The organism is Kineococcus sp. NPDC059986 (genome assembly GCF_040702905.1).
Lineage (GTDB): Bacteria > Actinomycetota > Actinomycetes > Actinomycetales > Kineococcaceae > Kineococcus.
This window is the reverse complement of record NZ_JBFBND010000001.1, coordinates 137,918-162,944: the sequence shown is the minus strand read 5'-3', so window position 1 is coordinate 162,944 and position 25,027 is coordinate 137,918. Positions and strand designations below refer to the sequence as shown.

General features: G+C 72.9%; 17 protein-coding genes. 10 read left to right on the top strand and 7 right to left on the bottom strand.

Going from position 1 to position 25,027, the window contains the following annotated elements; all coding sequences use genetic code 11:
* Both AB0637_RS00725 and AB0637_RS00720 read right to left on the bottom strand, forming a co-directional pair.
* Window positions 1-885, bottom strand: coding sequence for a sugar ABC transporter permease (locus tag AB0637_RS00725; protein ID WP_366169477.1), 885 nt, complete (start codon window positions 883-885; stop codon window positions 1-3).
* A 55-nt stretch (window positions 886-940) separates the two neighbouring features.
* Window positions 941-2,302: an extracellular solute-binding protein gene (locus AB0637_RS00720; protein WP_366169212.1), complete on the bottom strand. Its 1,362-nt coding sequence runs from the start codon at window positions 2,300-2,302 to the stop codon at window positions 941-943.
* 166 nt (window positions 2,303-2,468) lie between these two features.
* Here AB0637_RS00720 and AB0637_RS00715 point away from each other — a divergent pair, with 166 nt between their 5' ends.
* Together AB0637_RS00715 and AB0637_RS00710 are read left to right on the top strand one after the other, a co-directional pair.
* The gene (locus AB0637_RS00715) at window positions 2,469-3,770 is read left to right on the top strand and encodes an ROK family transcriptional regulator (protein ID WP_366169211.1); all 1,302 of its coding nucleotides are present in this window, start codon (window positions 2,469-2,471) and stop codon (window positions 3,768-3,770) included.
* A gap of 151 nt (window positions 3,771-3,921) precedes the next feature.
* Window positions 3,922-5,388 carry an NCS2 family permease gene (locus tag AB0637_RS00710; protein WP_366169210.1) on the top strand — a complete coding sequence of 489 codons (1,467 nt, stop codon included), beginning with the start codon at window positions 3,922-3,924 and terminating at the stop codon, window positions 5,386-5,388.
* 31 nt (window positions 5,389-5,419) lie between these two features.
* Here AB0637_RS00710 and AB0637_RS00705 read toward each other — a convergent pair whose 3' ends face one another.
* From AB0637_RS00705 to rhaI, 4 genes are read right to left on the bottom strand one after another with little or no spacing between them, the layout of a single operon-like run.
* Window positions 5,420-6,658 (bottom strand): alpha-hydroxy acid oxidase, encoded by a 1,239-nt coding sequence (locus tag AB0637_RS00705; RefSeq protein ID WP_366169209.1) that lies wholly within the window; start codon window positions 6,656-6,658, stop codon window positions 5,420-5,422.
* Window positions 6,655-8,112, bottom strand: coding sequence for a rhamnulokinase family protein (locus AB0637_RS00700; RefSeq protein WP_366169208.1), 1,458 nt, complete (start codon window positions 8,110-8,112; stop codon window positions 6,655-6,657). Before AB0637_RS00700 ends, AB0637_RS00705 begins: the two co-directional genes overlap by 4 nt.
* A gap of 11 nt (window positions 8,113-8,123) precedes the next feature.
* Complete coding sequence (locus tag AB0637_RS00695) at window positions 8,124-10,232, bottom strand: bifunctional aldolase/short-chain dehydrogenase (RefSeq protein WP_366169206.1); 2,109 nt, start codon at window positions 10,230-10,232, stop codon at window positions 8,124-8,126.
* Complete coding sequence (rhaI, locus tag AB0637_RS00690; protein ID WP_366169205.1) at window positions 10,220-11,464, bottom strand: L-rhamnose isomerase; 1,245 nt, start codon at window positions 11,462-11,464, stop codon at window positions 10,220-10,222. The genes AB0637_RS00695 and rhaI overlap by 13 nt, the downstream gene beginning before the upstream one ends.
* A gap of 383 nt (window positions 11,465-11,847) precedes the next feature.
* Between rhaI and AB0637_RS00685 the strand changes: the two genes are divergently transcribed.
* From AB0637_RS00685 to AB0637_RS00655, 7 genes are all read left to right on the top strand, one after another.
* Window positions 11,848-13,185, top strand: a complete 1,338-nt coding sequence (locus AB0637_RS00685) for an extracellular solute-binding protein (RefSeq protein ID WP_366169204.1) — start codon at window positions 11,848-11,850, stop codon at window positions 13,183-13,185.
* A 5-nt stretch (window positions 13,186-13,190) separates the two neighbouring features.
* Complete coding sequence (locus AB0637_RS00680; protein WP_366169203.1) at window positions 13,191-14,120, top strand: sugar ABC transporter permease; 930 nt, start codon at window positions 13,191-13,193, stop codon at window positions 14,118-14,120.
* Window positions 14,121-14,200: 80 nt separating this feature from the next.
* A complete protein-coding gene (locus AB0637_RS00675) occupies window positions 14,201-15,019 on the top strand; it encodes a carbohydrate ABC transporter permease (protein ID WP_366169476.1) in 819 nt (272 codons plus the stop codon).
* Between the two features lie 38 nt (window positions 15,020-15,057).
* Window positions 15,058-17,316 carry a family 78 glycoside hydrolase catalytic domain gene (locus tag AB0637_RS00670; RefSeq protein ID WP_366169202.1) on the top strand — a complete coding sequence of 753 codons (2,259 nt, stop codon included), beginning with the start codon at window positions 15,058-15,060 and terminating at the stop codon, window positions 17,314-17,316.
* Window positions 17,317-17,474: 158 nt separating this feature from the next.
* Window positions 17,475-18,314 carry a M15 family metallopeptidase gene (locus tag AB0637_RS00665; protein ID WP_366169201.1) on the top strand — a complete coding sequence of 280 codons (840 nt, stop codon included), beginning with the start codon at window positions 17,475-17,477 and terminating at the stop codon, window positions 18,312-18,314.
* A 94-nt stretch (window positions 18,315-18,408) separates the two neighbouring features.
* Window positions 18,409-19,359, top strand: coding sequence for a GNAT family N-acetyltransferase (locus AB0637_RS00660; RefSeq protein WP_366169200.1), 951 nt, complete (start codon window positions 18,409-18,411; stop codon window positions 19,357-19,359).
* A 112-nt stretch (window positions 19,360-19,471) separates the two neighbouring features.
* Window positions 19,472-19,750 carry an acylphosphatase gene (locus tag AB0637_RS00655; protein WP_366169199.1) on the top strand — a complete coding sequence of 93 codons (279 nt, stop codon included), beginning with the start codon at window positions 19,472-19,474 and terminating at the stop codon, window positions 19,748-19,750.
* A 3-nt stretch (window positions 19,751-19,753) separates the two neighbouring features.
* Here AB0637_RS00655 and AB0637_RS00650 read toward each other — a convergent pair whose 3' ends face one another.
* Window positions 19,754-21,094 (bottom strand): multidrug effflux MFS transporter, encoded by a 1,341-nt coding sequence (locus tag AB0637_RS00650; protein WP_366169198.1) that lies wholly within the window; start codon window positions 21,092-21,094, stop codon window positions 19,754-19,756.
* Between the two features lie 208 nt (window positions 21,095-21,302).
* On the opposite strand from AB0637_RS00650, the gene smc reads away from it, so the two are divergent.
* Window positions 21,303-24,977 (top strand): chromosome segregation protein SMC, encoded by a 3,675-nt coding sequence (gene smc, locus AB0637_RS00645; RefSeq protein ID WP_366169196.1) that lies wholly within the window; start codon window positions 21,303-21,305, stop codon window positions 24,975-24,977.
* The last annotated feature ends 50 nt before the right edge of the window (window positions 24,978-25,027 follow it).

The window sequence follows — 25,027 nt, the reverse complement described above, 5'->3', positions numbered from 1 at the left end:
TCAGTCCTCGCGCAGCAGGCGCATGTAGAGGATGGAGAACACGGCGCCGACGGCGAGCAGGACGAGCGCGATGGCCGTCCCGTACCCGATCTGGCTGAACGAGAACGCCTGTTCGTACATGTACAGCGGCAGGGTCTGGCTCTTCGTCCCCGGACCACCCTTGGTCATGGTGTAGATGAGGCCGAAGACGGACAGCGTCTGCAGCGTGATGAGCATGAGGTTCGTCGTGACGGTCCGCTTGATCATCGGCACGGTCACGTACCGCAGCCGGCGCCAGCCCGTGGCCCCGTCCATCTCGGCGGCCTCCTCGATCTCCGCGGGGATCTCCGAGAGCGCCGCGTTGTAGACAAGCATCGAGAACGCCGTCCCGCGCCAGACGTTGGCCAGGGAGACCGCGATGATGGGCAGCGTGTAGAGCCAGTTCTGCCCGAGCCCGAACCGCGCGAGGATCTCGTTGAACGTCCCGTCCTTGGCGAGGAAGGCGTACCAGACGTAACCGGCGACGACCTCGGGGATGACCCAGGCGCCGATCACGGTGATGCCCACCAGCGTCCGGACGACCTTCGCCGACCGCTTCTGCAGCAGCGCCAGGGCCAGCCCGAGGAGGTTCTGCCCGACGACCGCGGACAGGAACGTGAAGACGAGGGTCAGGACGACCGAGTTGGCGAACGCGTCGCTGCTGAACGCGGCCCGGAAGTTGTCCAGCCCGACGAACTTGGTCTCGCCCGATCCCGCACCCGTCAGCGCGATGTTCGTGAACGCCGCGTAGACGCACCACAGGATCGGTCCCGCCAGGAACACCAGCAGCAGGACGATCGCCGGGGTCAGGGGGAGCGCCCGGGCGATGTCGACCTTGACCGGGTGCGTCCGGCGCCGGAGGTCGATCCCCTCCGGCGCCCCGGGTCGCGTCACCGTGGCCACGGGTCCTCCTTCCTGCGACTCACAGCGTCGCGGTCTTGTCCTCGCCGACGATGCCCTTGACGGCCTCGTCGTACGCCTTGGCGGCGTCGGCGGGGCTGGCCTGGCCGGTGACGACGGCCTCCATCGCGACCTGGATCTCGTTGGAGACGCGCGGGTAGTCGGTGTTCTGCGGGCGGTACTGGGTCACCGGGACGAGGCTGGAGAAGAACTCCAGCGTCGGGTTGGACCCCGTGTAGCTCGCGTCGGCGGCGACGTCCTTGCGGACGGCCACCGCGGCCGAGTTGATGTTGTAGCGGAGGTTGTTGTCGAACGAGGTGAGCGTCGAGATGACGTTCCAGGCGTTGTCCGCGTTCGAGGCGTTCTTCGTCATGGCCCACGTCCAGCCGCCGGACATGGAGATCTTCCCGTCGCCCGAGCCGTCCTTGGTCGGCATGGGCGCCTGGGCCATGACGTCCTCCCACTGCTCCCACGGCGAACCGCCGGTCTTGAGCCAGTTGCTCGACTGCCACGAGCCGTCGAGGGCGATCGCCATCTGCCCCTTGGGGAGGAACTCCTCCGAGACGCGGTTGCCGATCTGGGCGTCGAGGGCCACCGAGGGGTCCGGGGCGAGCTTCTCGTCGAAGAGGGTCTTGATGAACTGCAGCGAGTCGACGAACTCGGGGCTGCCGACGTTCCACTTGTCCTTGGTGGGGTCGTACAACGTCGAACCGGTGCCGTAGAACAGCATCTCGAAGCCCTGCATCGAGGCGGCCTCGCCGGCGGCCTTGCCCGCGTACACGTTGATGGGCGTGACGTCCGGCAGCTTGCCCTTGATCTCGCGGCAGGCCGCGAGGATGTCGTCCCAGCTCTTCGGGGCCCACGCCTCCGGCAGGCCGGCCTTGCTCAGCAGGTCCTTGTTGAACCACAGCGCGCGGGTGTCGGTGCCGTCGGGGATGCCGTACGTCTTGCCGTCCTGCGCCTTGGCCGCGCCCTTGGCGACGTCCTGGAACTGGTTCCACTGGTCCCACTTGCCCAGCCACGTGTCGAGCGGCTGGAGGTACCCGGCGGTGATGTCCGAGTTGATGAGGAAGGTGTCCTCGTACACGACGTCCGGCGAGGTGCGCGGGGAGCGCATCATCAGCTGGAGCTTGGTGTAGTAGTCGTTCTCGGAGGCGACGATCGGCACGAGCTCCATGGTCTTGCCGGAGTTCGCCTTCTCGTAGGCGGTCTTCACCGTCCCGAGGTAGTCCTTCATCACGGTCCCGGAGCCCCACTGCTGGTAGGCGACCTTCGTCGTCCCACCGGCGGAGCCCCCGCCGCTGTCCGAACCACCGCAGGCGGCGGTGGCGAGCGCTGTGCCGGCGCCCAGGCCGGCGATCGACAGGAAGCTGCGACGACGCACAACCCACTCCCTCGTGGTGGTGTCCCTCGACCGGTGTCCCGCTACCGGTGCGGCCTCCGTGAGGCCGTACCGAGGAAAGTAAATCCACTGGATTGACCATGTCAACGCATTCGGCGCATCATTCTGAGAACGATCCCAACGGGATGGCCGAACGCGAGGAGGCGCCGTGCGACGAGGCACGAACCTGCCGTGGGTGGGGGACTACAACCAGGCCGTCGTGCTGGACGGCGTCCGGCGTCACCCCGGGACGTCCCGGACGGAGCTCGCGACCGCGACGGGGCTCACGCTGCAGACGGTGTCCAACATCGTGCGCCGACTGCTCGACCGCGGGCTCGTGCAGGAGGGGGTTCCCGAGGGCGTCGCGTGTGGCGGGCCCGCGCGTGTGCGCAGCGGGGGCAAACCGCGCACGGCGCTGTCCGTCCGCCCCGGACGCGCCCTGGCCGTCGGGGTCCAGTTCGAGCGCGAGCACGTCGACGCCGTCCTGCTGGACCTGTCCGGGCAGGTCCTGGGCACCGTCCGCGAGCACCTGCCCGACGAGACCGGGCCCGCCACGTCGGTGCGCCCCGCCGTCGGGCACGCCACCGACGCCGTCGCCCGCCTCGTCGGGGCGAGCGGGTGCGCCGACGCCGTCCTGGGCGTCGGCGTCGCCGCGCCCGGGCCGCTGGACTTCTCCGGCCCCGTCCTCAGCTCGGCGATCAACCTGCCCGGCTGGCGGGGCGTGCCCATCGCTGACCTGCTCGCGGACGCCACGGGGCTGCCGGTGCTGGTGGAGAACGACGCGACGGCCGCGGCGGTGGGGGACCTCTGGTCTTCCCCGCGCGTGGGCCGCAGCTTCCTCTACCTGCACGTCGGGGCCGGGATCGGCGGCGGTGTCGTCGTCCGCGACGAGGTGCTGCGGGGGGTGTCGGGCAACGCCGGCGAGGTCGGGCACGTCGTCGTCGACCCGCACGGACCGCCGTGCCCGTGCGGTGCGACGGGGTGCCTGGAGGCCGTGGCCGCCCCGGTCGCCGTCGTGCGCCGGTACGCCGAACGGGTCGGGACGCCGGCCGCCCGGGCCGCGGGCCTGCGCCTGACCGAGCACACGGTGCTGGACGACCACGACCGGCTGGAGCTGCTGGCCCGCGGCGGGGACGCGGTCGCCGACGCCGAGCTCGCCCGGGCCGCCGCCGCGATCGCCCGCGCCGTCCTCGGGGTCGTCAACGTCGTCGACGTCAGCGAGGTCGTGCTCGGCGGCGGCGGGCTGCGGCGCACCGGGGAGCGGGTCCGCGAGGCCGTCCGCCGCGGGCTGGGGGTGGCGATGACGCGCGAGCTGCACCCCGTCCAGGTGCGGTTCGGGGAGGCCGGTGAGCTGGCGGGTGCGCTGGGCGCGGCGAGCGCCGTGCTCCACGAGGCGCTGTCCTCCACGTGGGTCGGGGTCCATGCGCCCGCCCGCGAGATCGTCATCTCTCCGGTGGCGCCCGTGCACTGAGGCGCCGGCACGGGGTGGGGCGTCGCTCGACGGCGCGGGGACCGGTCCCGGATCTGGCAGGATGCGCCACGGCTCCGAGGGCGTGGCCCGTCCACCCGGGCACACCGCCCAGCCCAGACCGCCCAGCACAGTTCCTACCCCGAAGGTTCCGATGGCCGTCACCGCCGCCCCGTCCGCTCTCGACCGCTGGTTCGAGATCAGTGCCCGTGGCTCCACGGTGGGCCGCGAGGTCCGCGGGGGGCTCGCGACCTTCTTCACGATGGCGTACATCGTCGTGCTGAACCCGCTCATCATCGGCACCCAGCCCGACAGCACGGGCCACTACCTCGGGGGCGGCACGTCGCCGAACCTCGCGGCCGTCGCCGCCGGCACGGCGCTCGTCGCGGGGGTGGTCACCCTGCTCATGGGCGCCGTCGCGAACTACCCCCTCGCCCTGGCGACGGGGCTGGGGCTCAACGCCTTCCTGGCGTTCGGCGTGGCCTCGCTGCCGGGCATGACGTGGCCGGACGCGATGGGGCTCGTCGTCATCGAGGGTCTCCTCATCCTCGTGCTCGTGCTCACGGGGTTGCGCCAGGCCGTGTTCCGCGCGGTGCCGGCCCCGTTGAAGACGGCGATCAGCGTCGGGATCGGCCTCTTCATCACCATCGTCGGCCTCGTCGACGCGGGTTTCGTCCGCCCGGGCAGCGGGACGCCCCTCGAGCTCGGCATCGGAGGGTTCCTGGCGGGCTGGCCCACGCTCGTGTTCGTCGTCGGCCTCGTGCTGACCCTCGTCCTCATGGCGCGCGGCGTCCGGGGGGCGATCCTCGGCGGGATCGTCGTGGCGACCGCCCTGGCCCTCGTCGTCGAGGCCGTCGCGCACCTGGGGCCGCGCACCGCGGCCGACGGTTCCGTGGCCAACCCGCGGGCCTGGGGGCTGAACGTCCCGGCGCTGCCGGACTCGCTCGTCGACACCCCGGACTTCGCGACCCTGGGGCACTTCTCGCTGCTGGGTTCCTTCGAGCGCATCGGCTGGGTCACGGTCGTCCTGCTCGTCTTCACGCTCATGCTGGCCGACTTCTTCGACACCATGGGCACCGTCGTGGCGATCGGCGCCGAGGGCGACCTGCTCGACGCGGAGGGGAACCCGCCGCGGATGCGCCGCATCCTCGTGGTGGACTCCCTGGCCGCGGCCGCCGGTGGCGCGGGCGGGGTCTCCAGCAACACGAGCTTCATCGAGTCGGCGACGGGAGTGGGCGAGGGCGCGCGCACGGGCCTGGCGAGCGTCGTCACCGGGATCGCGTTCCTGCTGACGACGTTCCTCGCGCCCGTCGTCTCGATCGTCCCGTACGAGGCCGCGACCCCCGCGCTCGTCGTCGTCGGGTTCCTCATGATGACCCAGGTCAAGGGCATCGACTGGGCCGACTTCGAGATCGCGGTCCCGGCGTTCCTGACGATCGTGCTCATGCCGTTCACGTACTCGATCAGCGCCGGGATCGGCGCCGGGTTCGTGGCGTTCGTCCTGCTCAAGGTGGCGCGCGGGCGGGCCCGCGCGGTGCACCCCGTGATGTGGGTCGTCGCGGGCCTGTTCGTCGTGTACTTCGCGATCGACCCGATCAAGCAGCTGCTCGGCGTCGCCTGAGCCCGCGAGGACGCAGGCGGACGCCGGGCGGTCAGCTCTCGAGCGGGCGGGGCGCCAGCCGCTGCAGCTGCGTGACGTGCGCGGGGGTCAGCTCCTCCACGCTCGTCACCTGCAGCAGCTTCATCGTGCGCACGACCTGGTCGGCGAGGATCGCGATGGCCCGGTCGACGCCGGCGCGCCCGCCGGCCATGAGGCCGTAGAGGTAGGCGCGCCCGACGAGCGTGAAGCGCGCGCCCATCGCGATGGCGGCCACGACGTCGGCCCCGTTCATGATCCCGGTGTCGACGGCGACCTCGGTGTCGCGCCCGACCTCCTTGACCACCTGCGGCAGCAGGTGGAACGGGATCGGCGCGCGGTCCAGCTGCCGGCCGCCGTGGTTGGAGAGCACGATCCCGTCGACGCCGAGGTCGGCCAGCCGTCGGGAGTCCTCGACGTTCTGCACGCCCTTGACGACGAGCTTGCCCGGCCACATCGCGCGGATCTCGGCGAGGTCGTCGTAGTCGATGGAGGGGTCCATCGCGTAGTCGAGCAGCTCCCCGACCGTGCCGCCGGTCTCGGTGAGGGAGGCGAACTCCAGCTTGCGGGTGGTGAGGAAGTCGAACCACCAGCCCGGGCGGGTGGCCGTGTCCAGGACGGTGCCGACGGTGAGCTGCGGCGGGATGGAGAACCCGTTGCGCTTGTCGCGCAGCCTGGCCCCGGCGATGGGGGTGTCGACGGTGAACATGAGGGTGTCGAACCCGGCGGCCGCGGCGCGCTCGACGAGGCCGTAGGAGATCTCCCGCTTGCGCATGACGTACAGCTGGAACCAGTTGCGGCCGGTCGGGTTGGCGGCCTTGACGCCCTCGATGGTCGTCGTGCCCAGCGTGGAGAGGGTGAAGGGGATGCCGGCGGCTCCGGCGGCCCCGGCGCCGGCCTCCTCGCCCTCGGTCTGCATGAGGCGCGTGAACCCGGTCGGGGCGATGCCGAACGGCAGCGCCGAGGGGCCGCCCCAGATCGTCGTGGACGTGTCGACCTTCGAGACGTCGCGCAGGATCGAGGGGTGGAACTCGACGTCGCTGAAGGCCTGCCGGGCGCGGGCCAGGGAGATCTCGCCCTCGGCCGAACCGTCGGTGTAGTCGAAGGCGGCCCGCGGGGTGCGGCGCTTGGCGATCAGCCGCAGGTCCTCGATGGTGAGGGCGGCCTCGAGGCGCCGCTTGCGACCGTCGAGCTGGGGCTTCTTGAAGCTGACGAGCTCCAGGACCTCACGCGGGTTGGGGGTCTGACGCTTCACGACGCTCCTCCGCTGGTGCGTTGCCGTTCAGGGCTGGTGCGCGGTTCCACCGTGACCAGGTCGGCAGTCTGCCGCACGAGGGCGCGCAGGGTCTCCAGCGACCCCGCCAGGTCGCCCGCCGCCCGCGCCTGGACGAGGACGTTGCCGAGCGCGGTGGCCTCGACCGGGCCGGCCACGACGGGCAGGCCGCAGGCGTCGGCCGTGAGCCGGCACAGCAGCCCGTTGCGGGCCCCGCCGCCGACGAGGTGCACGACCCGGACGTCGCGACCGGAGAGCCGGGCGGCGTCCGCGACGGAGCGGGCGAAGGCCGCGGCCAGGCTCTCCAGCACGCAGCGCACGACCTCCGGGCGGCCGACGGGCGGCCGGCGGCCGGACTCCTCGACCAGGGTGCGCACGCGGCCGACCATGGGGCCCGGCGCCAGCAGCCGCGGGTCGTCGACGTCGACGAGAGGGCCGCCCGGGGGCACCTCACCCGCGGCCGCGAGCAGCGCCCCGAGGTCGAGGGGACCCCGTTCTCCGGGTTCGGCCTCCCACTCGGCGAGGCACTGCTGCAGGACCCACAGGCCCATGACGTTGCGCAGGTAGCGGATGCGGTCGTCGACACCGCGCTCGTTGGTGAAGTTCGCGGCGGCGGAGTCCGCGGACAGGACCGGTTCCTCCAGCTCCACCCCCACCAGACCCCAGGTGCCGCAGGCGATGTAGGCGAAGGCCTCGTCGCGGGCCGGGACGGCGACGACGGCCGAGGCGGTGTCGTGCGATCCGACGGCGACCAGCTGGGTGCCGGACCCCAGCCCGGAGTCGGTCAGGACGTCCGGACGGAGTCCCCCCAGCACCGTGCCGGGGTCGTGCACGGGCGGCAGGAGCCCGGGGCGGATCCCGGCGAGGGCGACGAGGTCGTCGGCCCAGCGTCCCGTGCGCACGTCGGCCAGCCCGGTCGTCGAGGCGTTCGTCGCCTCGGCGACCTGGACGTCGGCGAGCCAGTGCCCGAACAGGTCGGGCAGCAGCAGCAACCGGTCGGCCAGTTCCAGCAACCGGCCCTCGGCCACGAGCTGGTACAGCGTCGTGAAGGGCAGGTGCTGCAACCCGTTGCGCCGGTAGAGGTCCAGGGCGGGGACGCGGGCGTGCACCTTCTCGGCGACGCCGTCGGTCCGGCCGTCGCGGTAGTGCCGGGGGGTGCCCAGCAGGGTGCCGTCCGCCGCGAGCAGCCCGTAGTCGACGGCCCAGGTGTCGACCGCCACCGAGGACGCCTCGGCGGTGTGCCGGGCGGCGGCCCGCAACCCCGTGCGGACCTGCTGCCACAGGCCGACGGCGTCGGTGAACCAGGACCCGGCCACGGGCACGGGGCCGTTGCCGAACCGGTGGACCTCCTCCAGTGCGAGGACCCCCGCACCGGCGGTGCCGACCATGACCCGACCGCTGGAGGCCCCGAGGTCGACGGCGACGTGCACGGACATCCGGCCTCCTCCTAGCGCAGGAACGCGGCGGCGACGCCGGCGTCGACGGGGACGTGGAGGCCGGTGGTGTGGGACAGTTCGCCGGCGGTGAGCACGAAGACGGCGTTCGCGACGTGCTCGGGCAGGACCTCCCGCTTCAGCAGGGTGCGCTGGGCGTAGAACTGCCCGAGGTCCTGCTCGGCGATGCCGTAGGTCGCGGCGCGCTGCGCGCCCCACCCGCCGGCGAAGATCCCCGACCCGCGCACGACCCCGTCGGGGTTGACGCCGTTGACCTTGATGCCGTGCTCACCGAGTTCGGCCGCCAGCAGCCGGACCTGGTGGGCCTGGTCGGCCTTCACCGCGGAGTAGGCGATGTTGTTCGGGCCGGCGAACACGGAGTTCTTGGAGGCGATGTAGACGATGTCCCCGCCCAGGCCCTGGGCGATGAGGACGCGGGCGGCGGCCTGGGAGACGAGGAAGGACCCCTTGGCCATGACGTCGTGCTGCAGGTCCCAGTCGCGTTCGGTGGTCTCCAGCAGCGGTTTGGAGATCGACAGGCCGGCGTTGTTGACGACGAGGTCCAGCCCCCCGAAGGCCAGGACGGCCTCGTCGACGGCGGCCTTCACCGCGCCGGGGTCCGAGACGTCGGCCGCCACCCCGACGGCCACGTCGCTCGACCCCAGTTCCGCGGCGGCCGCCCGGGCCTTGTCCAGGTCCAGGTCGGCGACGACGACGCAGGCGCCCTCGGCGGCCAGCCGGGTGGCGATCGCCTTGCCGATGCCGGAGGCCGCGCCGGTGACGAGGGCGATGCGGGTGGCCAGCGGGCGGGGCTTCGGCATCCGGGCGAGCTTGGCCTCCTCCAGCGCCCAGTACTCGATGCGGAACTTCTCGGACTCCTCGATGGGGGCGTAAGTCGAGACGCCTTCGGCCCCGCGCATGACGTTGACCGCGTTGAGGTAGAACTCCCCGGCGACGCGGGCGGTCTGGGCGTTGCGGCCGTAGGAGAACATCCCGACACCGGGGACCAGGACGATCGCGGGGTCGGCCCCGCGCATCGCGGGGGAGTCCGGGGAGGCGTGGCGTTCGTAGTAGGCCCGGTACTCGGCGCGGTAGGCCTCGTGCAGTTCCGCCAGTCGCGTCCGCACGTCCTCCAGGGGTGCGGTCGGCGGCAGGTCCAGCACGAGGGGGGTGACCTTGGTGCGCAGGAAGTGGTCGGGGCAGGACGTCCCGAGGGCCGCGAGCCGGGGGTGCTCGGCGCGGGCCAGGAAGTCCAGGACGGCGGGGTCGTCGCTGTAGTGCCCGACCTGCGGGGCGTCGTGCGAGGCGATGCCGCGGAGCACGGGGGCCAGCGCCGCGGCGCGGGCGCGTCGTTCGGCCTCGGGCAGCGGCCGGTGGTCGTCCAGGACGGGGCCGAACGGTTCGGGGCGGGAGTTCTCGCGCAGGAACGTCTCGGCGGTCTCGACGATCCAGCGGGAGTTGGCCTCGGCCTGCGCGGAGGTGTCCCCCCACGCGGTGATGCCGTGCCCGCCCAGGACGGTCCCGACGGCCTCGGGGTGGGCCGCCTTGACGGCGGCGATGTCGAGGCCGAGCTGGAAACCGGGCCGGCGCCAGGGCACCCAGACGACCTTGTCCCCGAAGGCCTGCTCGGTGAGCTTCTCGCCGTCGGCGGCGCAGGCGATCGCGATGCCGGCGTCGGGGTGCAGGTGGTCGACGTGGGCGGCGTCGACGAGGGCGTGCATCGCGGTGTCGATGGAGGGTGCCGCGCCACCCTTGCCGTGCAGGCAGAAGTCGAACGCGTTGACCATCTCGTCCTCGCGGTCCAGACCGGGGTACGTGTCCTTCAACGCCCGCACGCGGTCGAGGCGCAGGACGGCCAGGCCGTCCTGCGTGAGGGTGCCGAGGTCCCCACCGGACCCCTTGACCCACAACAGGTCGACGTCGGTCCCCGTCACGGGGTCGGTGCCCGTCCCCTTGGCCGAGGTGTTGCCGCCGGCGTAGTTGGTGAACCGCGGGTCGGCCCCCAGGGCGTGGGACCGCTCGAGCAGGTCGCGGACAGGGGCCTCGGGGGACCCGGGGGCCTCGTGGGCCTCGTGGGCCTCGTGGGGCGGGGTGGGGGACGGTGCGGGGTTCACGCGCCCCACCCGGCCTGCGTGCCGCCGATGCGTTCGTCGGCGGTGCGCTGCAGGTACCCCGAGGCCTTGAACGCGGCCATCGGGTCGGCGTCCAGACCCTGGCGCTGCCGCAGTTCGACCAGGAGCGGCCGGACGTCGGTGTGGTAGGCGTCCATGAGGACGTCGTGGGCGCCGAGGACGTCGCCGGCCTGCTGCGCGGCGTGCAGGGCCCCGCGGTCGACGAGCAGGGCCTTGGCCGTGGCCTGCTGGACGTTGGTGACCGACCGGATCTGGCCGGGGATCTTGTCCTCGACGTTGTGGCACTGGTCGAGCATGAAGTTCACCCCCGGTCCGGCGGGGTCCCAGCCGGGGTCGGACGGCGTGCCCGGTTCGAGGGCACCAGCCCCGACGATCTCGTGCATGATCCGGAACAGCTGGAACGGATCGGCGGCGCCCGCCATGAGGTCGTCGTCGGCGTAGAACCGTGAGTTGAAGTCGAAGGCGCCGAGGCGGCCGGCGCGCAGCAGCTGCACGACGATGAACTCGATGTTCGTCCCCGGGGCGTGGTGACCGGTGTCGAGGACGACCTTGGCCCGATCACCGAGGGCGAGGCAGTGCAGCAGCGAGGTGCCCCAGTCCGGGACGTCGGTGGAGTAGAACGCCGGTTCGAAGAACTTGTACTCCAGCACCAGGCGCATGTCGTCGTCGAGCAGGGCGTAGACCTGCTGCAGGGACTCGGCGAGGCGGTCCTGGCGGGCGCGCAGGTCGTCCTGGCCGGGGTAGTTGGTGCCGTCGGGCAGCCAGAGCTTCAGCTCCTTGGAACCGGTGGCGCGCATGACGTCGACGCACTCGGCGTGGTGGGCCACCGCCTTGGCCCGCACGCGCGGGTCCGCGTGGGTCAGGGAGCCCAGCTTGTAGTCGTCGTCCTGGAAGAGGTTGGCGTTGACCATGCCGATGCTCACGCCGAGGTCGGCCGCGTGGGCGGCCAGCTTGCCGTAGTCCTCGACCAGGTCCCACGGGATGTGCAGCGACACCCGCGGGGCGGCACCGGTGTACTGGTGCACCTGCGCGGCGTCGCTGAGCTTCTCGAACGGGTCCCGCGGGGTGCCGGGGGTCCCGAAGACCTTGAACCGCGTGCCGGAGTTGCCGAACGCCCACGAGGGCAGCTCGATCGCCTGGCGCGCCAGCACGGCCAGCGCGCGCTCGCGGGGCCTTTCGGTGGTGGCTGGGCCGGGGGACGGGGTCGTCTCGGCGTTCGTCATGACTGTTCCGCTCCTGCTCACTGGGACCTCGCTCGCAGCCAGGGTCCACTCCGTCGGGGACACCGCCACGCTAGACCGGTATTGACACGTTTCACAAGAGCTTCCACCGGGTGGGCTGCGTCGACCGTGCGGTGGGGGCCGACGGGGAGGGTGGCGGTGCGCCTGTCGGACGGTCACGGCGACCCGTTCTGCCGCAGCCTGTGTGACGGGAGCCGCGCAGGCGGCGCGGCCCGCCGGGTGACAACGGTTCAGCGAAGTTCCCGCCGAACGCTTGACTCCGCCGCCTCGTCTCCGCACACTCGGGGCTGCCGCTTTGAATCGTGTCAGGCGGAGCAAGAGCCGGCACAGCCGCCGGTCCGTGGTCTCGAAGAGGAGACGAACTCGTGACACGCAACTCGACCACCCGCCGCCCTGCGCGCCGCGCCCTCACCCTCGCGATCGCGCTGACGCTCCTGCCGCTGACGGCGTGCAGCGCCGGGAGCCTCGGCTCGTCCTCCGACGCCTCGGGCGGCGGGACGACGATCACCTGGCTCACCGGGGCCGACGAGACGGCCCAGGCGACGGCCAAGACGATCGTCACGGCCTTCGAGAAGGCCAACCCGGACGTCACCGTCAAGCTCGACGGCCGCCCCGCCGGCGGGGACGGGGACAACCTCGTCAAGACCCGCCTGCAGACCGGCAGCATGGCCGACGTCTTCGACTACAACTCAGGGTCGCTCTTCCAGCAGATCGCCCCGGAGAAGAACCTCACCAAGCTCACCGGTGACGACGCCGTGGCCAAGGTCGACAAGTCCTTCGACCCCCAGGTGTCGGTCGGGCAGGACCTGTACGGGGTGCCCTACGGCACCGCCTTCGGCGGCGGCGTCATGTACAACAAGAAGGTCTTCGAGCAGCTCGGGATCCAGGTCCCGCAGACGTGGGCCGACTTCACCGCCGCTGCGGACAAGATCAAGGCCGCCGGGATCGCCCCCGTCATCCAGACCTACGGCGAGACGTGGACCGCCCAGCTGCCCATCCTGGGGGACTTCCACAACATCGCCGCGGCCGAGCCGAACTGGGCGGAGGACTACACGGCCAACAAGGCCAAGTACGCCACCGACCCCGTCGCCCTCGCCGGGTTCCAGCACCTGCAGGAGATCCACGACAAGGGCTGGGAGAACGCCGACTTCGCCTCGGCCAAGGTCCCGGACGGGATGCGGTTGCTCGCCGACGGCAAGGGGGCCATGTACCCCATCCTGTCCAGCAACATCACGAACCTGGCCCAGGCCGCCCCCGACAAGGTGAACGACGTCGGGTTCTTCGCCCTGCCGGGCACCGACGCGTCCAGCAACGGGCTGACGGCGTGGTTCCCCAACGGCGTCTACATCCCGAACACCACGAAGGACGCCAAGCTCACCGCGGCCAAGAAGCTGCTGGCCTTCATCGCCAGCCCGGCCGGCTGCGACGCCCAGAGCCAGGCCAGTCCGCCCACCGGTCCCTACCTCGTCGAGGGCTGCACCCTGCCCGCGGACGTGCCGCAGGTGACCAAGGACGTGCAGGCCTACTTCGACGCCGACAAGCAGTCCCCGGCGCTGGAGTTCCTCTCGCCGGTCAAGGGCCCCAACCTCGAGCAGATCTGCGTCGAGGTCGGCTCGGGCATCACCTCGGCCGCGGACGGCGCCAAGCTCTACGACCAGGACGTGCAGAAGCAGGCCCAGCAGCTCGGCCTCGAGGGTTGGTGACGGACGTGTCGGCGACGACCAGCTCCCCGCCGGGAACCACGCGCGCGGGCGCCGGGGGACCGGGCCGGCGCGACCGTCGCCGGCGCAGTCCGTACCCCCACTGGTTCCTGCTGCCCGCCGCGGTCGTCTACGGGGTGATCTTCCTCGTCCCCACGCTGCTGTCCTTCTACTTCAGCCTGACGCGGTGGACGATCTTCTCCAGCGAGTTCATCGGGCTCGACAACTTCGCGCAGTTCTTCTCCGAACCCGCCCTGACGAAGGGGTTCGTCAACACCTTCGTCTACGCCGTCGTGACGTCCGGCGCCAAGGTGGTCCTGGGCATGGCGCTCGGTCTGCTGCTCACGTCGCAGATCGTCGGGCGGGGGTACCTGCGCTCGGTCGTGTTCTTCCCGGTGCTCGTCTCCACGGTCGGTGTCGGCATCACGTTCCAGGTGCTGATGAACCCCGAGCGCGGGGTCATCAACCAGGCGCTGGCCCTCTTCGGGATCGGTCAGGTCGGCTGGCTCACCAACCCCTCGCTCGCCCTCTTCTCGGTCGCGCTCGTCGACATCTGGAAGGGTGTGGGGTTGGCCACCGTCATCTACATGGCGGGCATCGTGTCGATCCCCAACGAGTACCGGGAGGCCGCGAAGGTGGACGGGGCCGGCTCCTGGACGACGTTCCGCAACATCATCCTGCCCCTGTCGTGGCCGGCCACGTCGACCGTCGTGACGCTCTCCCTCATCGGCGGGCTGCGGTCGTTCGACCTCATCTGGGCCATGACGAAGGGCGGTCCGGGGTTCACGTCCGACGTCATCGCCTCGGTCATCTACAAGCAGTACCAGGCCGGGTTCTACGGCCTGTCGACGGCGGGCAACGTCATCCTCTTCGTCGCCGTCACCGCGATCGTCGTCCCGTTGACCCGGTTCCTGTCGAAGAAGGAGGTGGAGATGTGAGCACCCTCACCGACCCCGCCACGGCCAAGGCCCTCAAGGCGCCGAAGGGACCGCAGGACACCGTCCGCACCGCGTCGGCGCTGTACCGCTGGGGCGTGGGCGGTCTGGCCATCGTGGCCAGCGTCGTCGTCTTCCTCGTGCCGTTCGCCTTCATCGTCACCACGGCGCTCATGGACTCGCAGCAGGCGGGGGAGTTCGCCCTCGCCTGGCCGCGGAACCTGCAGTTCGTCCAGAACTTCGTCACCGTCCTGCAGACCCGTGACTACCTGCTCGTCATCGCCTTCATCAACTCGACGGTCCTCACGGTGGTCTCCGTCACCGCCCTCGTCGTGCTGGGCGCGATGGTGGCGTTCGTCCTGCAGCGCCGGCGCAGCCGCATCACGCCGCTGGCCAACTTCCTCGTCCTCGCCGGGCTCATCATGCCCCCGGCCGTCGTCCCGACGATCTGGGTGCTGCAGAAGCTGGGGCTGTTCGGCGGGATGCCGGGGCTCATCCTCGTGGAGATCGCCTACGGCCTGTCCTTCACGGTCCTGCTGTTCCGGGCCTTCCTCGGGACCGTCCCGCGCGAGCTCGACGAGGCGGCGATCATCGACGGCGCCGGTCCGTTCCGGTTGTTCTTCCAGGTCGTGCTGCCGCTGCTGCGGCCGGTGACCGTGACGATCATCGTCGTGCAGTCGGTCAACATCTTCAACGACTTCACCAACCCGCTCTACTTCGCGCCCGGCGACGACAACGCGACGGTGCAGCTGACGCTGTTCAACTTCCAGAGCCAGAACCTCACGTCCTACAACCTGCTGTTCATGGACATCCTGCTCATCACGATCCCGCCGCTGGTCATGTACCTGTTCTTCAACCGCCAGATCGTCGCCGGCATGACGTCCGGCGCCGTCAAGGGCTGAAGCCCCCGTCCGACCGATCCCCCCGGAGGAACCCCCGCATGTCCCCACGCTGGCACGCAGCGATGATCGCGGCCGACGAGGTGCCGCAGGCGCCGCTGCTGCGCACCCGGTTCACCCTCGACGACGGCCACGGCGAGGTGACGTCGGCCGTCCTGCACGTCACGGCGCTCGGGGTGGTCGAACCCCACCTCGACGGCGAACCGGTCTCCGAGGACGTCCTGACCCCCGGCTGGAGCAGCTACGAGTGGCGGCTGCGGTACGCCACCCACGACCTCACCGGACGTCTGTCGTCGGGTTCCGGTGAGCACGTCCTCGGGTTGGCGCTCGGCAACGGCTGGGCCGTCGGCCGGCTCGCCTGGAGCGGCCACAGCGGCCTGTACTCCGACCGCATCGGCGCGTTCGCCCAGCTCGAGGTCACGTTCGCGGACGGACACGAACAGGTCGTGGCCACCGGTCCGGACTGGCAGGCCCGTCCCTCGGCCGTCACGGCCGACGAGATCTACGACGGCCAGGACGTCGACTTCCGCCACCTCGAACCGCGGTGGGCGGCCCTCGACGGTCCCGCCGACGGGTGGAGCGGCGTCAGCGTCCTGGAGTTCGACACCGCCCGGCTCACCGAGCACGTCGGTCCGGCGGTCCGCCGGCAGGAGGTGGTCAGGCCGGTCGCCGTCACGACCTCCCCGAGCGGGAGGACGCTCGTCGACTTCGGGCAGAACCTCGTGGGCTGGCTGCGCTTCACCGTCACCGGACCCGAGGGCTCGACGATCACCCTGCGGCACGCCGAGGTCCTCGAGCACGGCGAGCTCGGGGTGCGGCCGCTGCGCACCGCCAAGGCCACCGACCACCTGACGCTGTCGGGCGGGGCGGACACGTTCGAGCCGACGTTCACCTTCCACGGGTTCCGCTACGCCGAGGTGGAGGGCTGGCCGGGCGAGCTCACGGTCGACGACCTCGAGGCCGTCGTCGTGCACTCCGAACTCCGGCGGACCGGGGAGTTCGAGTGCTCGCACGAGCTCGTCAACCAGCTGCACCGCAACGTCGTCTGGGGGCAGAAGGGCAACTTCCTCGACGTGCCCACCGACTGCCCGCAGCGCGACGAGCGTCTCGGCTGGACCGGTGACCTCGCCGTGTTCGGCCCCAGCGCCGCGTACCTCTTCGACGTCTCGACGTTCCTGCGCGACTGGCTGCGCGACCTCGACGCCGAGCAGGCCGACAACGACGGCGTCACCCCGTTCGTCGTGCCCGACGTCCTGAAGTACTCCCCGCCCAAGGAGCTGGGCGGGTCGAAACCCGACTCGACGTGCTTCTGGTCCGACGTCGCCGTCTGGCTGCCGTGGACGTTGTGGCGGGCCTACGGCGACCGGGAGGCCCTGGCCGAGGCGTACCCCGCCGCGGTCGCCCACGTCCGGCACGTCGAAGGGCTGCTGTCCCCGACCGACCTGTGGGACCAGGGTTTCCAGTTCGCCGACTGGCTGGACCCGGACGCCCCGCCGGACGACCCGGCCGCCGCGAAGGCCGACAAGGGGGTCGTCGCGACCGCGGCCATCCACCGGTCGGCCCGCACCGCGGCCGACATGGCCCGCGTGCTGGGGCACGCCGAGGACGCGGTCGCGTTCGACGCGCTCGCGGTGCGGCTGCGGACGGCGTTCCTGCAGCACTACGTCTCCGCCGACGGCACGGTCCTGTCCGACTGCGCCACGGTGTACGCGCTGGCCATCGAGTTCGGCCTCCTGGACGGGGAGCTGATGGCCAAGGCGGGCGACCGCCTCGCCGAGGTCGTCGCCAAGGCCGGGTACCGGGTGTCGACGGGTTTCGCCGGGACGCCCTACGTCACCGACGCCCTCACCTCGACGGGGCACCTGGAGGAGGCGTACCGGCTGCTGCTGGAGGAGGGCTGCCCGTCGTGGCTGTACCCCGTGACGATGGGGGCGACCACGATCTGGGAGCGGTGGGACTCGATGCTGCCCGACGGGACCATCAACCCCGGGCAGATGACGAGCTTCAACCACTACGCCCTCGGGGCCGTCGCGGACTGGATGCACCGCGTCGTCGCGGGTCTGGCCCCGCTGGAACCCGGGTACGCGCGCTCGCTCGTCGCCCCGCGGCCCGGTGGCGGCATCACGTGGGCCAAGGGTGCGCTCCAGACGCCGCACGGGCGGCTCGCCGTGAGCTGGCGGCAGGACGGTGACGCCCTCAGCGTCGACGTCACCGTGCCCGAGGGCACGTCCGCAGTGCTGCGGCTGCCGGACGGCAGCGAGCGGGAACTGACCGCGGGGGAGCACAGCGTCACGGCCTGACCGGCGGTGTCGGGTGTCCCGTCCGCGTCGTCCCGACGACGCCGACGGGGCACCCACGGGTGCACCCACGCCCGGTCCCTTGCGGACCCCTCGAGATCCCGCGGAACGTCCCGGCGCGGCGCGCGACGTCGCGGCGCCCCGCTGGGAAGATCCTGCGCATGTCCCCGCTGGGTACCCGGCCGCGACGGTCGCCCTTCGCGCCGGAGGTGCTGCCGGACGGGCGCCGGCGCTTCAGCCACGAGGCCGTCGTCGCGCGTCGCGTCCTGCTGGCGGGAGTCCTGGCCGCGGGGGTGGGGGGCGGCGTCGTCCTCTCGCGCCTGAGCGGCGACGACACCGGCGCGGTCACCACGACGGACGGGTCCGCACCCGCGGGTGCGGTCGCCGCGGCGCCGGCCGTGGGGGCCCCGGCCGCCGAGCAGGGCCCTTCGCGGACGGCCGCCGACAGCCCGTGGGTCGTCGTCAACAAGCAGCACCCCCTGGACCCCGTCGACTACGCGCCGACGCTGGCCGTGGTCGACGGCAAGGAGGTCGCCGCCGTCATCGCCCCCGACCTGCGGGCACTCCTGCAGGACGCGGGCCGCGACGGGGTCAGCCTGAGCGTCACGAGCGGCTACCGCTCCTACCAGCGGCAGACGTCGGTGCACGACAACGCCGTCGCCAGGGACGGCCTGGAGTCCGCGGAGAGCGTGTCCGCCCGCCCGGGCTACAGCGAGCACCAGACGGGGCTGGCGGTGGACTTCGGCGGCCGCACCCAGCCCGGGTGCCTGTTGAAGAACTGCTTCGGCCAGACCCCGGAGTCCGAGTGGTTGCGCGCCCACGCCGGCCGCTACGGGTTCCTCCTGCGCTACCCCGAGGGGAAGACCGACGTCACCGGCTACGACCCCGAACCCTGGCACTGGCGCTGGGTCGGCGAGGACCTCGTGCGGCAGGTGACCGGGAGCGGGGTCGCCACGCTCGAGGAGTTCTTCGGCATCAGCGGCGGTCCTGAGTACGCCTGAGGGTCGTGCCCGGGCGGTCGACGCGGGCGCGCCGACCGCTGCGAGGCCGGCAATCCCCTTGCTCCACCACCACGACGCCCGCTAGGCACGGCCCGTGCACCTGCGCCCCGCGACCACCGACGACCTCGGTGCGCTCCTCGCCTTCCCCCTCGACCCCCACCTCGCCGGCGTCGAGCCGGACCGTCTGCAGGAGGAGGTGCAGGCGGGTCGGATGCGCTGGTCCTGGACCTGGCTGGCCGAGGAGGAGGACGGCACCGTGGTCGGCCGTGCCCTGTGGTGGGGACGACCCGACGGCACGACCCCGCTGACGTTGGACTGCCTGCACGTGCTCGACCGCGTCGAGGACCGTCCGGCCCTGGCGGCCGGCCTGCTGCGGGCCGCCCACAGCGCCTTCGCCACCGCCGACGCCACGCGGCCACCCGAGTACCAGCTCACCCTCCCCCCGCACTGGCGCGCCTCACCGGCCACCGTCGAGGCGGTGTCCTGGCGGGTGCGGGCCGCCGCCGTCGTCGGCCTGAGCGAGCAGCTGGAGCGGCTGCGCTTCGAGTGGACCCCGGAGTCCCCGGCGCCGGGGCCCTCGAGGCGGCTGCACTTCCGCGCCGGGGACGAGCAGGAGTTCCTCGACCTCTTCCAGCGGTGCGCGGTCGACACCCTGGACGTGACGACCCGCCGATCCCTCGCCGTCGTGGACCCCGCCGCGCAAGCCCGTGACGACTACGCGTTCTACCTGTCCTGCCCCGGGGACCGGGACTGGTGGCGCGTCGCGACGACCCCCGCCGGGGAACCCGTCGGGTTCGTCGTCCCGTCCGCCACCCCCTACTCCCGCAACGTCGGCTACCTGGGGGTCCTGCCCGCCCACCGGGGCCTCGGACTGGTCGACGACCTGCTGGGCGAGGTCACGCGCTTCCACGCCGCGGCCGGGGCGCAGCGGACCACGGCCACCACGGACGTCACCAACACCCCGATGGCGGCGGCCTTCGAGCGGGCCGGGTACCGGGTGACCGAGACGCGCCTGGTGCTCGAAGCGTCGGGAGCCGCGACCTGAGCGAAGGCTCCCCGTCGAGCCGACGACCGTGCTGCGGCCCGTCCTGGGCGACCAGCCCGCTCGTGCGCCGCCGTCCGGGCAGCGCTCCACCGCCACCCCTAGGGTTCTTCCCGTGGAACGCCTCACCGCCCTCGTCACCGGCCGCGTCCAGGGAGTCGGGTTCCGTTGGTGGACCCAGCGGCAGGCCGAGGGGCTCGGTCTCGTCGGCAGCGCCACCAACACCTCCGACGGCCACGTCGAGGTGGTCGCGGAGGGGGAGCGGGACGCGTTGCGGCAGTTGCTCTCCCGCCTGCGCGCCGACCCCTCCCAGCACGAACGCCCCGGGCGGGTCACCCGGGTCACCGACCACTGGGGACCCGCCGAGGGCGTCGAGGGCTTCGAGACGCGCTGAGCGTCAGACCTGGGCCTGCGCACGCCGCGCGGGGCGGGCCACGAGGAACAGCAGCGCCGTCGCCAGGCCGGTGCACGTCAGCATCGTCGTCACCATCGGCACCGCCGAGTGCTCCCCGGCCAGTCCGACGAGCGGGGAGACGAGGGCGCCGACCGTGAACTGCAGCGCCCCCTGCAGCGCCGAGCCCGTGCCCGCGGCGAACCGCACCTGGTCGATCGCGAGCGCTGTCGCGTTGCCGAAGACGAGGCCGACGCTGAAGACGGTGAACCACAGCAGGACGAGCACGGCGGGGGTCCAGGCGTCGAAGGCGAGGACGGTCGTGAACAGACCGGCGGCGCACCCGAGCTGCAGCAGCACCCCGGTGGTCAGGACCTGGGAGGGGTCGAACCGGCGCAGGGCCCGCGTGGAGACGGCGCCACCCGCGGCGATCCCCAGGGCGTTGCAGGCGAAGACGAGGGAGAACGTCCCGGTCGAGAGGCCCACGACGTTCTGCAGCACGAAGGGCGAGGCCGAGACGTACGAGAAGACGGTCCCGAACACCAGGACGAGGGTGCCGGCGTAGCCGACGTAGCCGCGGCGGGACAGGACGGCCCGCGCGGTGCGGGCCACCTCGCGCGCCCCGCCGGTGTGACGGCGTTCGGCGGGCAGCGTCTCGGGGACCACGAACCAGGCCGCGACGGCCATGGCGAGCGCTGCGACCGCGGTGACGGCGAAGATCCCGCGCCAGCCGCCGTGCCCGGCGATGAGGCCGCCGAGCAGCGGGGCCACGACGGGGGCGACCCCGCCGATGACGCCGAGGGTGGAGAAGGCCCGCGCCGCGGCCCGGCCGGTGGCGAGGTCGGCGACGACGGCGCGGCCGATGACCATCCCGGCCGCCCCGGCGACGCCCTGGACGAGGCGGGCCACGACCAGGACGCCGATGGAGGGCGTGAGGGTGCAGACCACGCCGGCCAGGAACGTCACGAGCGTGCCCGCCAGCAGCAGGCGCCGACGGCCCAGGCGGTCGGAGAGGGGGCCGAGCACGAGCTGCCCGGCGGCCATCCCGAGCATGAACGTCGTCAGCGTCAGCTGGACGCGGGCCGCGCTGGTCGACAGGTCCGCGGCGAGGTCCGGGAACGTCGGCAGGTAGGCGTCGATGGCCAGGGGGCCGATCGAGCTGAGGAGGGCGAGCGTCACCAGCAGGCGCAGGGACACCCCGTCGACGGGGGTCGGGGGGACGACGCCGACGGCGGGGGCGCCCGGGGCGGTGCGGGGCCGGGGCAGGACCCGGAAGGGGGAGCGGCGCGCTCGCGCCGGGCGTTCGGCGCGGGTGGGGCGGGGACGACCGGCGGGGCGGGTCGGCACAGGGGTCCTTCCGGAAGGTCGTCAGGGGGTCTTCCACCGTTGTACAACCTCGGAGGGTCACCCATCGAGCGCATCGCGTGTCGCCGCAACGGTCATTCCAGACCGTGATGACCACGGGAGCGGGGCCCCGCCCCACGAGGCCTCGCCCGCGGCCCGACGCGGCTCGCCTCAGCCGATCACGGCCTCCGCGTCGTTAGGCTCTCGCCCCGTGCACCTGAAGACCCTCACCCTCAAGGGGTTCAAGTCGTTCGCCTCCGCGACGACGCTGCGGCTGCAGCCGGGGATCACGTGCGTGGTCGGTCCCAACGGTTCGGGCAAGTCCAACGTCCTCGACGCCCTGACCTGGGTCATGGGTGAGAGCAGCGCCAAGAGCCTGCGCGGCGGGAAGATGGAGGACGTCATCTTCGCCGGCACCACCGGGCCGGAGGGACGCTCCGCGCTCGGCCGTGCCGAGGTGAGCCTGACGATCGACAACACCGACGGTGCGCTGCCCATCGAGTTCGCCGAGGTGACGATCACCCGGACGATGTTCCGCACGGGCGGTTCGGAGTACGCGATCAACGGCCAGACGTGCCGGCTGCTCGACGTGCAGGAACTGCTGTCCGACTCCGGCATCGGCCGGGAGATGCACGTCATCGTCGGTCAGGGCCAGATCGACGCCGTCCTGCACGCCTCGCCCGAGGAGCGCCGCGCGTTCATCGAGGAGGCCGCGGGCGTCCTGAAGCACCGGCGCCGCAAGGAGAAGGCGCTGCGCAAGCTCGACGCGATGGAGGCCAACCTCACGCGCGTGGCCGACCTCGTCACCGAGATCCGGCGCCAGCTCAAACCCCTGGGCCGCCAGGCCGAGGCCGCCCGCCGCGCGCAGGTCGTGCAGGCCGACCTGCGGGACTCCCGGCTGCGGCTGCTCGCCGACGACCTCGTCCAGGCCAGCAGTTCGCTGCAGCGCGACGAGGCGGACGAAGCTGCCCTCAAGACGCGGCAGGCGCAGGTCGAGGCCGACCTCGCCGAGGCGTCCGCCCGGTTGCAGGCCGCCGAGCAGGCCGCGGCCGCCGCGGCGCCCGACCTCGCCCGCGCCGTCGAGACCCACCACCGCCTCGACGCCCTCGCCGAGCGGTTGCGCGGTGTCCAGGCCCTGGCGGCCGAACGCTCGCGGCTGCTCGCGAGCGAACCGGAGGAGCAGACGGGCCGTCGAGACCCCGAGGAGCTGCAGGCGCACGCCGACCGCGTCCGCGCCGAGGAGGCCGAGCTCGCCGAGCAGGTCACCGAGCGCCGGGCGGCCCTCGACGAGGTGCTCGCCGCCCGCGCCGAGGCCGACCGGGCCGCCCGCGCCGAGGACCAGCGCGTCGCCGCGGCCCTGCGCGCCGCCGCCGACCGCCGCGAAGGCCTGGCCCGCCTCGGCGGCCAGGTCGCCGCCCGCACCAGCCGCGTCGAGGCGGCCGAGGCCGAACGCGAGCGCCTGTCCACCTCCCTGGCCGACGCCGAGCGGCGCCGGGAGGAGGCGCAGGCCGCCTTCACGACGCTGGAGACCCAGGTCGCGGGCGTCGAGGAGGGCGAGGAGGGCCTCGACGCCGAGCACGAGGCCGCCGAGGACGCCCTGCACGCCGCGGAGGCCGCCCACGAGCAGGCGCGCACCGAGCTGCAGGCCGCCGAACGCGAACGCGCGACGTGGGCTGCCCGCAAGGAGGCCCTCGAGATCGGCCTGGCCCGCAAGGACGGCACCGGCGCCCTGCTCGCCGCCGGCCCGGCGCTGTCGGGCGTGCTGGGGTCGGTCGCGGCGCTGCTGAGCGTCGAGTCCGGCTACGAGCAGGCCGTCGCCGCCGCGCTCGGGTCCACCGCGGACGCCGTGGCGGTCGCGACCCCCGCCGACGCCGTCGCGGCCATCGAGCACCTCAAGGGCGACGACGCCGGCCGCGCCGGGATGCTCGTCGCCTCGCCGGGAGCGACGGACCGTCCCGACGCGCGCCCCGGCACCCGCGCCGCGCTGGACCTCGTCCGTGCGCCCGCGGACCTGCTGCCCGCCCTCACGGGGCTGCTCGGCCACGTCGTCGTCGTCGACGACCTCACCGCCGCACGCGACGTCGCGCAGGCCCGGCCCGACCTGCTCGCCGTCACCCGCGACGGCGACGTCGTCGGCGCCCACGTCGCGGCCGGCGGTTCCTCGTCCGCGCCGAGCCTGCTGCAGGTGCAGGCCGCCGTCGACGAGGCCACCGACGCCCTGTCCGCCGCCGAGCACCGGGCCCAGCGCGCGCAGTTCGCGCTGGGGCAGGCCCAGACCGCGCGCGCCGCGGCGACCGAGCGCGTCGAGGCGGCCCTGGACCGGCTGCACGACTCCGACGCCCGGATGAACGCCGTGGCCGAGCAGCTGGGGCAGCTGGGGTCGGCCGTGCGCGCCGCCGCGGCCGAGGCGGACCGGTTGCGCGCCACCCGGGAGCAGGTCGGTGCCCGGCTGGAGACCGACCGCGCCGAGCTCGTCGAGCTCACCGAACGCTTCGAGGCCGCCAGCCGGCTCGACGGCGACGGGGACGGCGACGGGGACGTCTCGACCGACGAGCGGGACCGCCTCGCCGAGGTCGCCCGAGGGTTCGGCGGCGCCGAGACCGAGGCTCGCCTGGCCCTGCGCACCGTCGAGGAGCGAGCCCGCGCGCTCGCGGGCCGGGCCGACGCCCTGGAGCGGCAGGCCACCGAGGAGCTCGCCGCCCGCGAACGCGCCGCCGCGCGCCGGGCCCGCCGCGCCGAGCAGTCGCGCGTCGCCGCCACCGTGCGGGAGGGGGCCGAGAAGGCGCTCGCGGTGTGGGAGTCCTCCCACGCCCAGGCCGCCCGGCTGCGGGAGGCGGCCGAGGCCGCCCGCGCGAGCTTCGACGAGCAGGTGGGCGCCGCGCGCCGCGCCGTGGAGTCCCTCAAGACCGAGCAGCAGCGCCTCGGCGACACCCGGCACGCCGACGAGGTCGCCCGCGCCCAGCAGCGGTGGAAGATCGACCAGCTGCGCCAGCGGGCCCTGGAGGAGCTCGGCACCGACCCCGACGTCCTCGTCGAGGAGTTCGGGCCGCACCAGCTCGTCCCGCCGTCGCCGCCCGCGCCGGGGGACCCGGAGCCGGAGACCCCGCCGGAGCCGCGGCCCTACGTCCGCACCGAGCAGGACAAGCGCCGCCGGTCGGCCGAACGCGCCCTCGCCCAGCTGGGCCAGGTCAACCCGCTGGCGCTGGAGGAGTACGCGGCGATGGAGGAGCGGCACCAGTTCCTCGTCACCCAGTCCGACGACCTCAAGAACTCCCGCAAGGACCTGCTCGACATCGTCAAGGAGGTCGACGAACGCGTCGAGCGCGTGTTCTCCGAGGCCTTCGCCGAGGTCGCGCAGCAGTACGAGGAGGTCTTCCCGCGCCTGTTCCCCGGCGGGGAGGGGCGCCTCGTCCTGACGAACCCCTCCGACATGCTCACCACGGGCATCGAGGTCGAGGCGCGGCCCGCGGGCAAGAAGGTGAAGCGGCTCTCGCTGCTGTCCGGCGGGGAGCGCTCGCTCGCCGCGGTGGCGATGCTCGTGGCGATCTTCCGCGCCCGCCCCAGCCCCTTCTACGTCATGGACGAGGTGGAGGCCGCGCTCGACGACTCGAACCTGTCGCGGCTCATCACCCTGTTCGAGGAGCTGCGCGCGACGAGCCAGCTCATCATCATCACCCACCAGAAGCGCACGATGCAGATCGCCGACGCCCTCTACGGCGTGACGATGCGCGGCGACGGGATCAGCACCGTCGTCAGCCAGCGGCTGCGCGAGGGCGAGCGCGCCGTGGCACCGCGCGAGCCCGCGCCGGAACCGGCTGCGGAACCGGCTGCGGAACCGGCTGCGGAACCGGCTGCGGGACCCGTGGAGGAGCCGGCCGGGGTGTGACGCGCGTCGCCTCGGTGACGTAGCGGTGAGCATCCGGTCACGTAGTGATG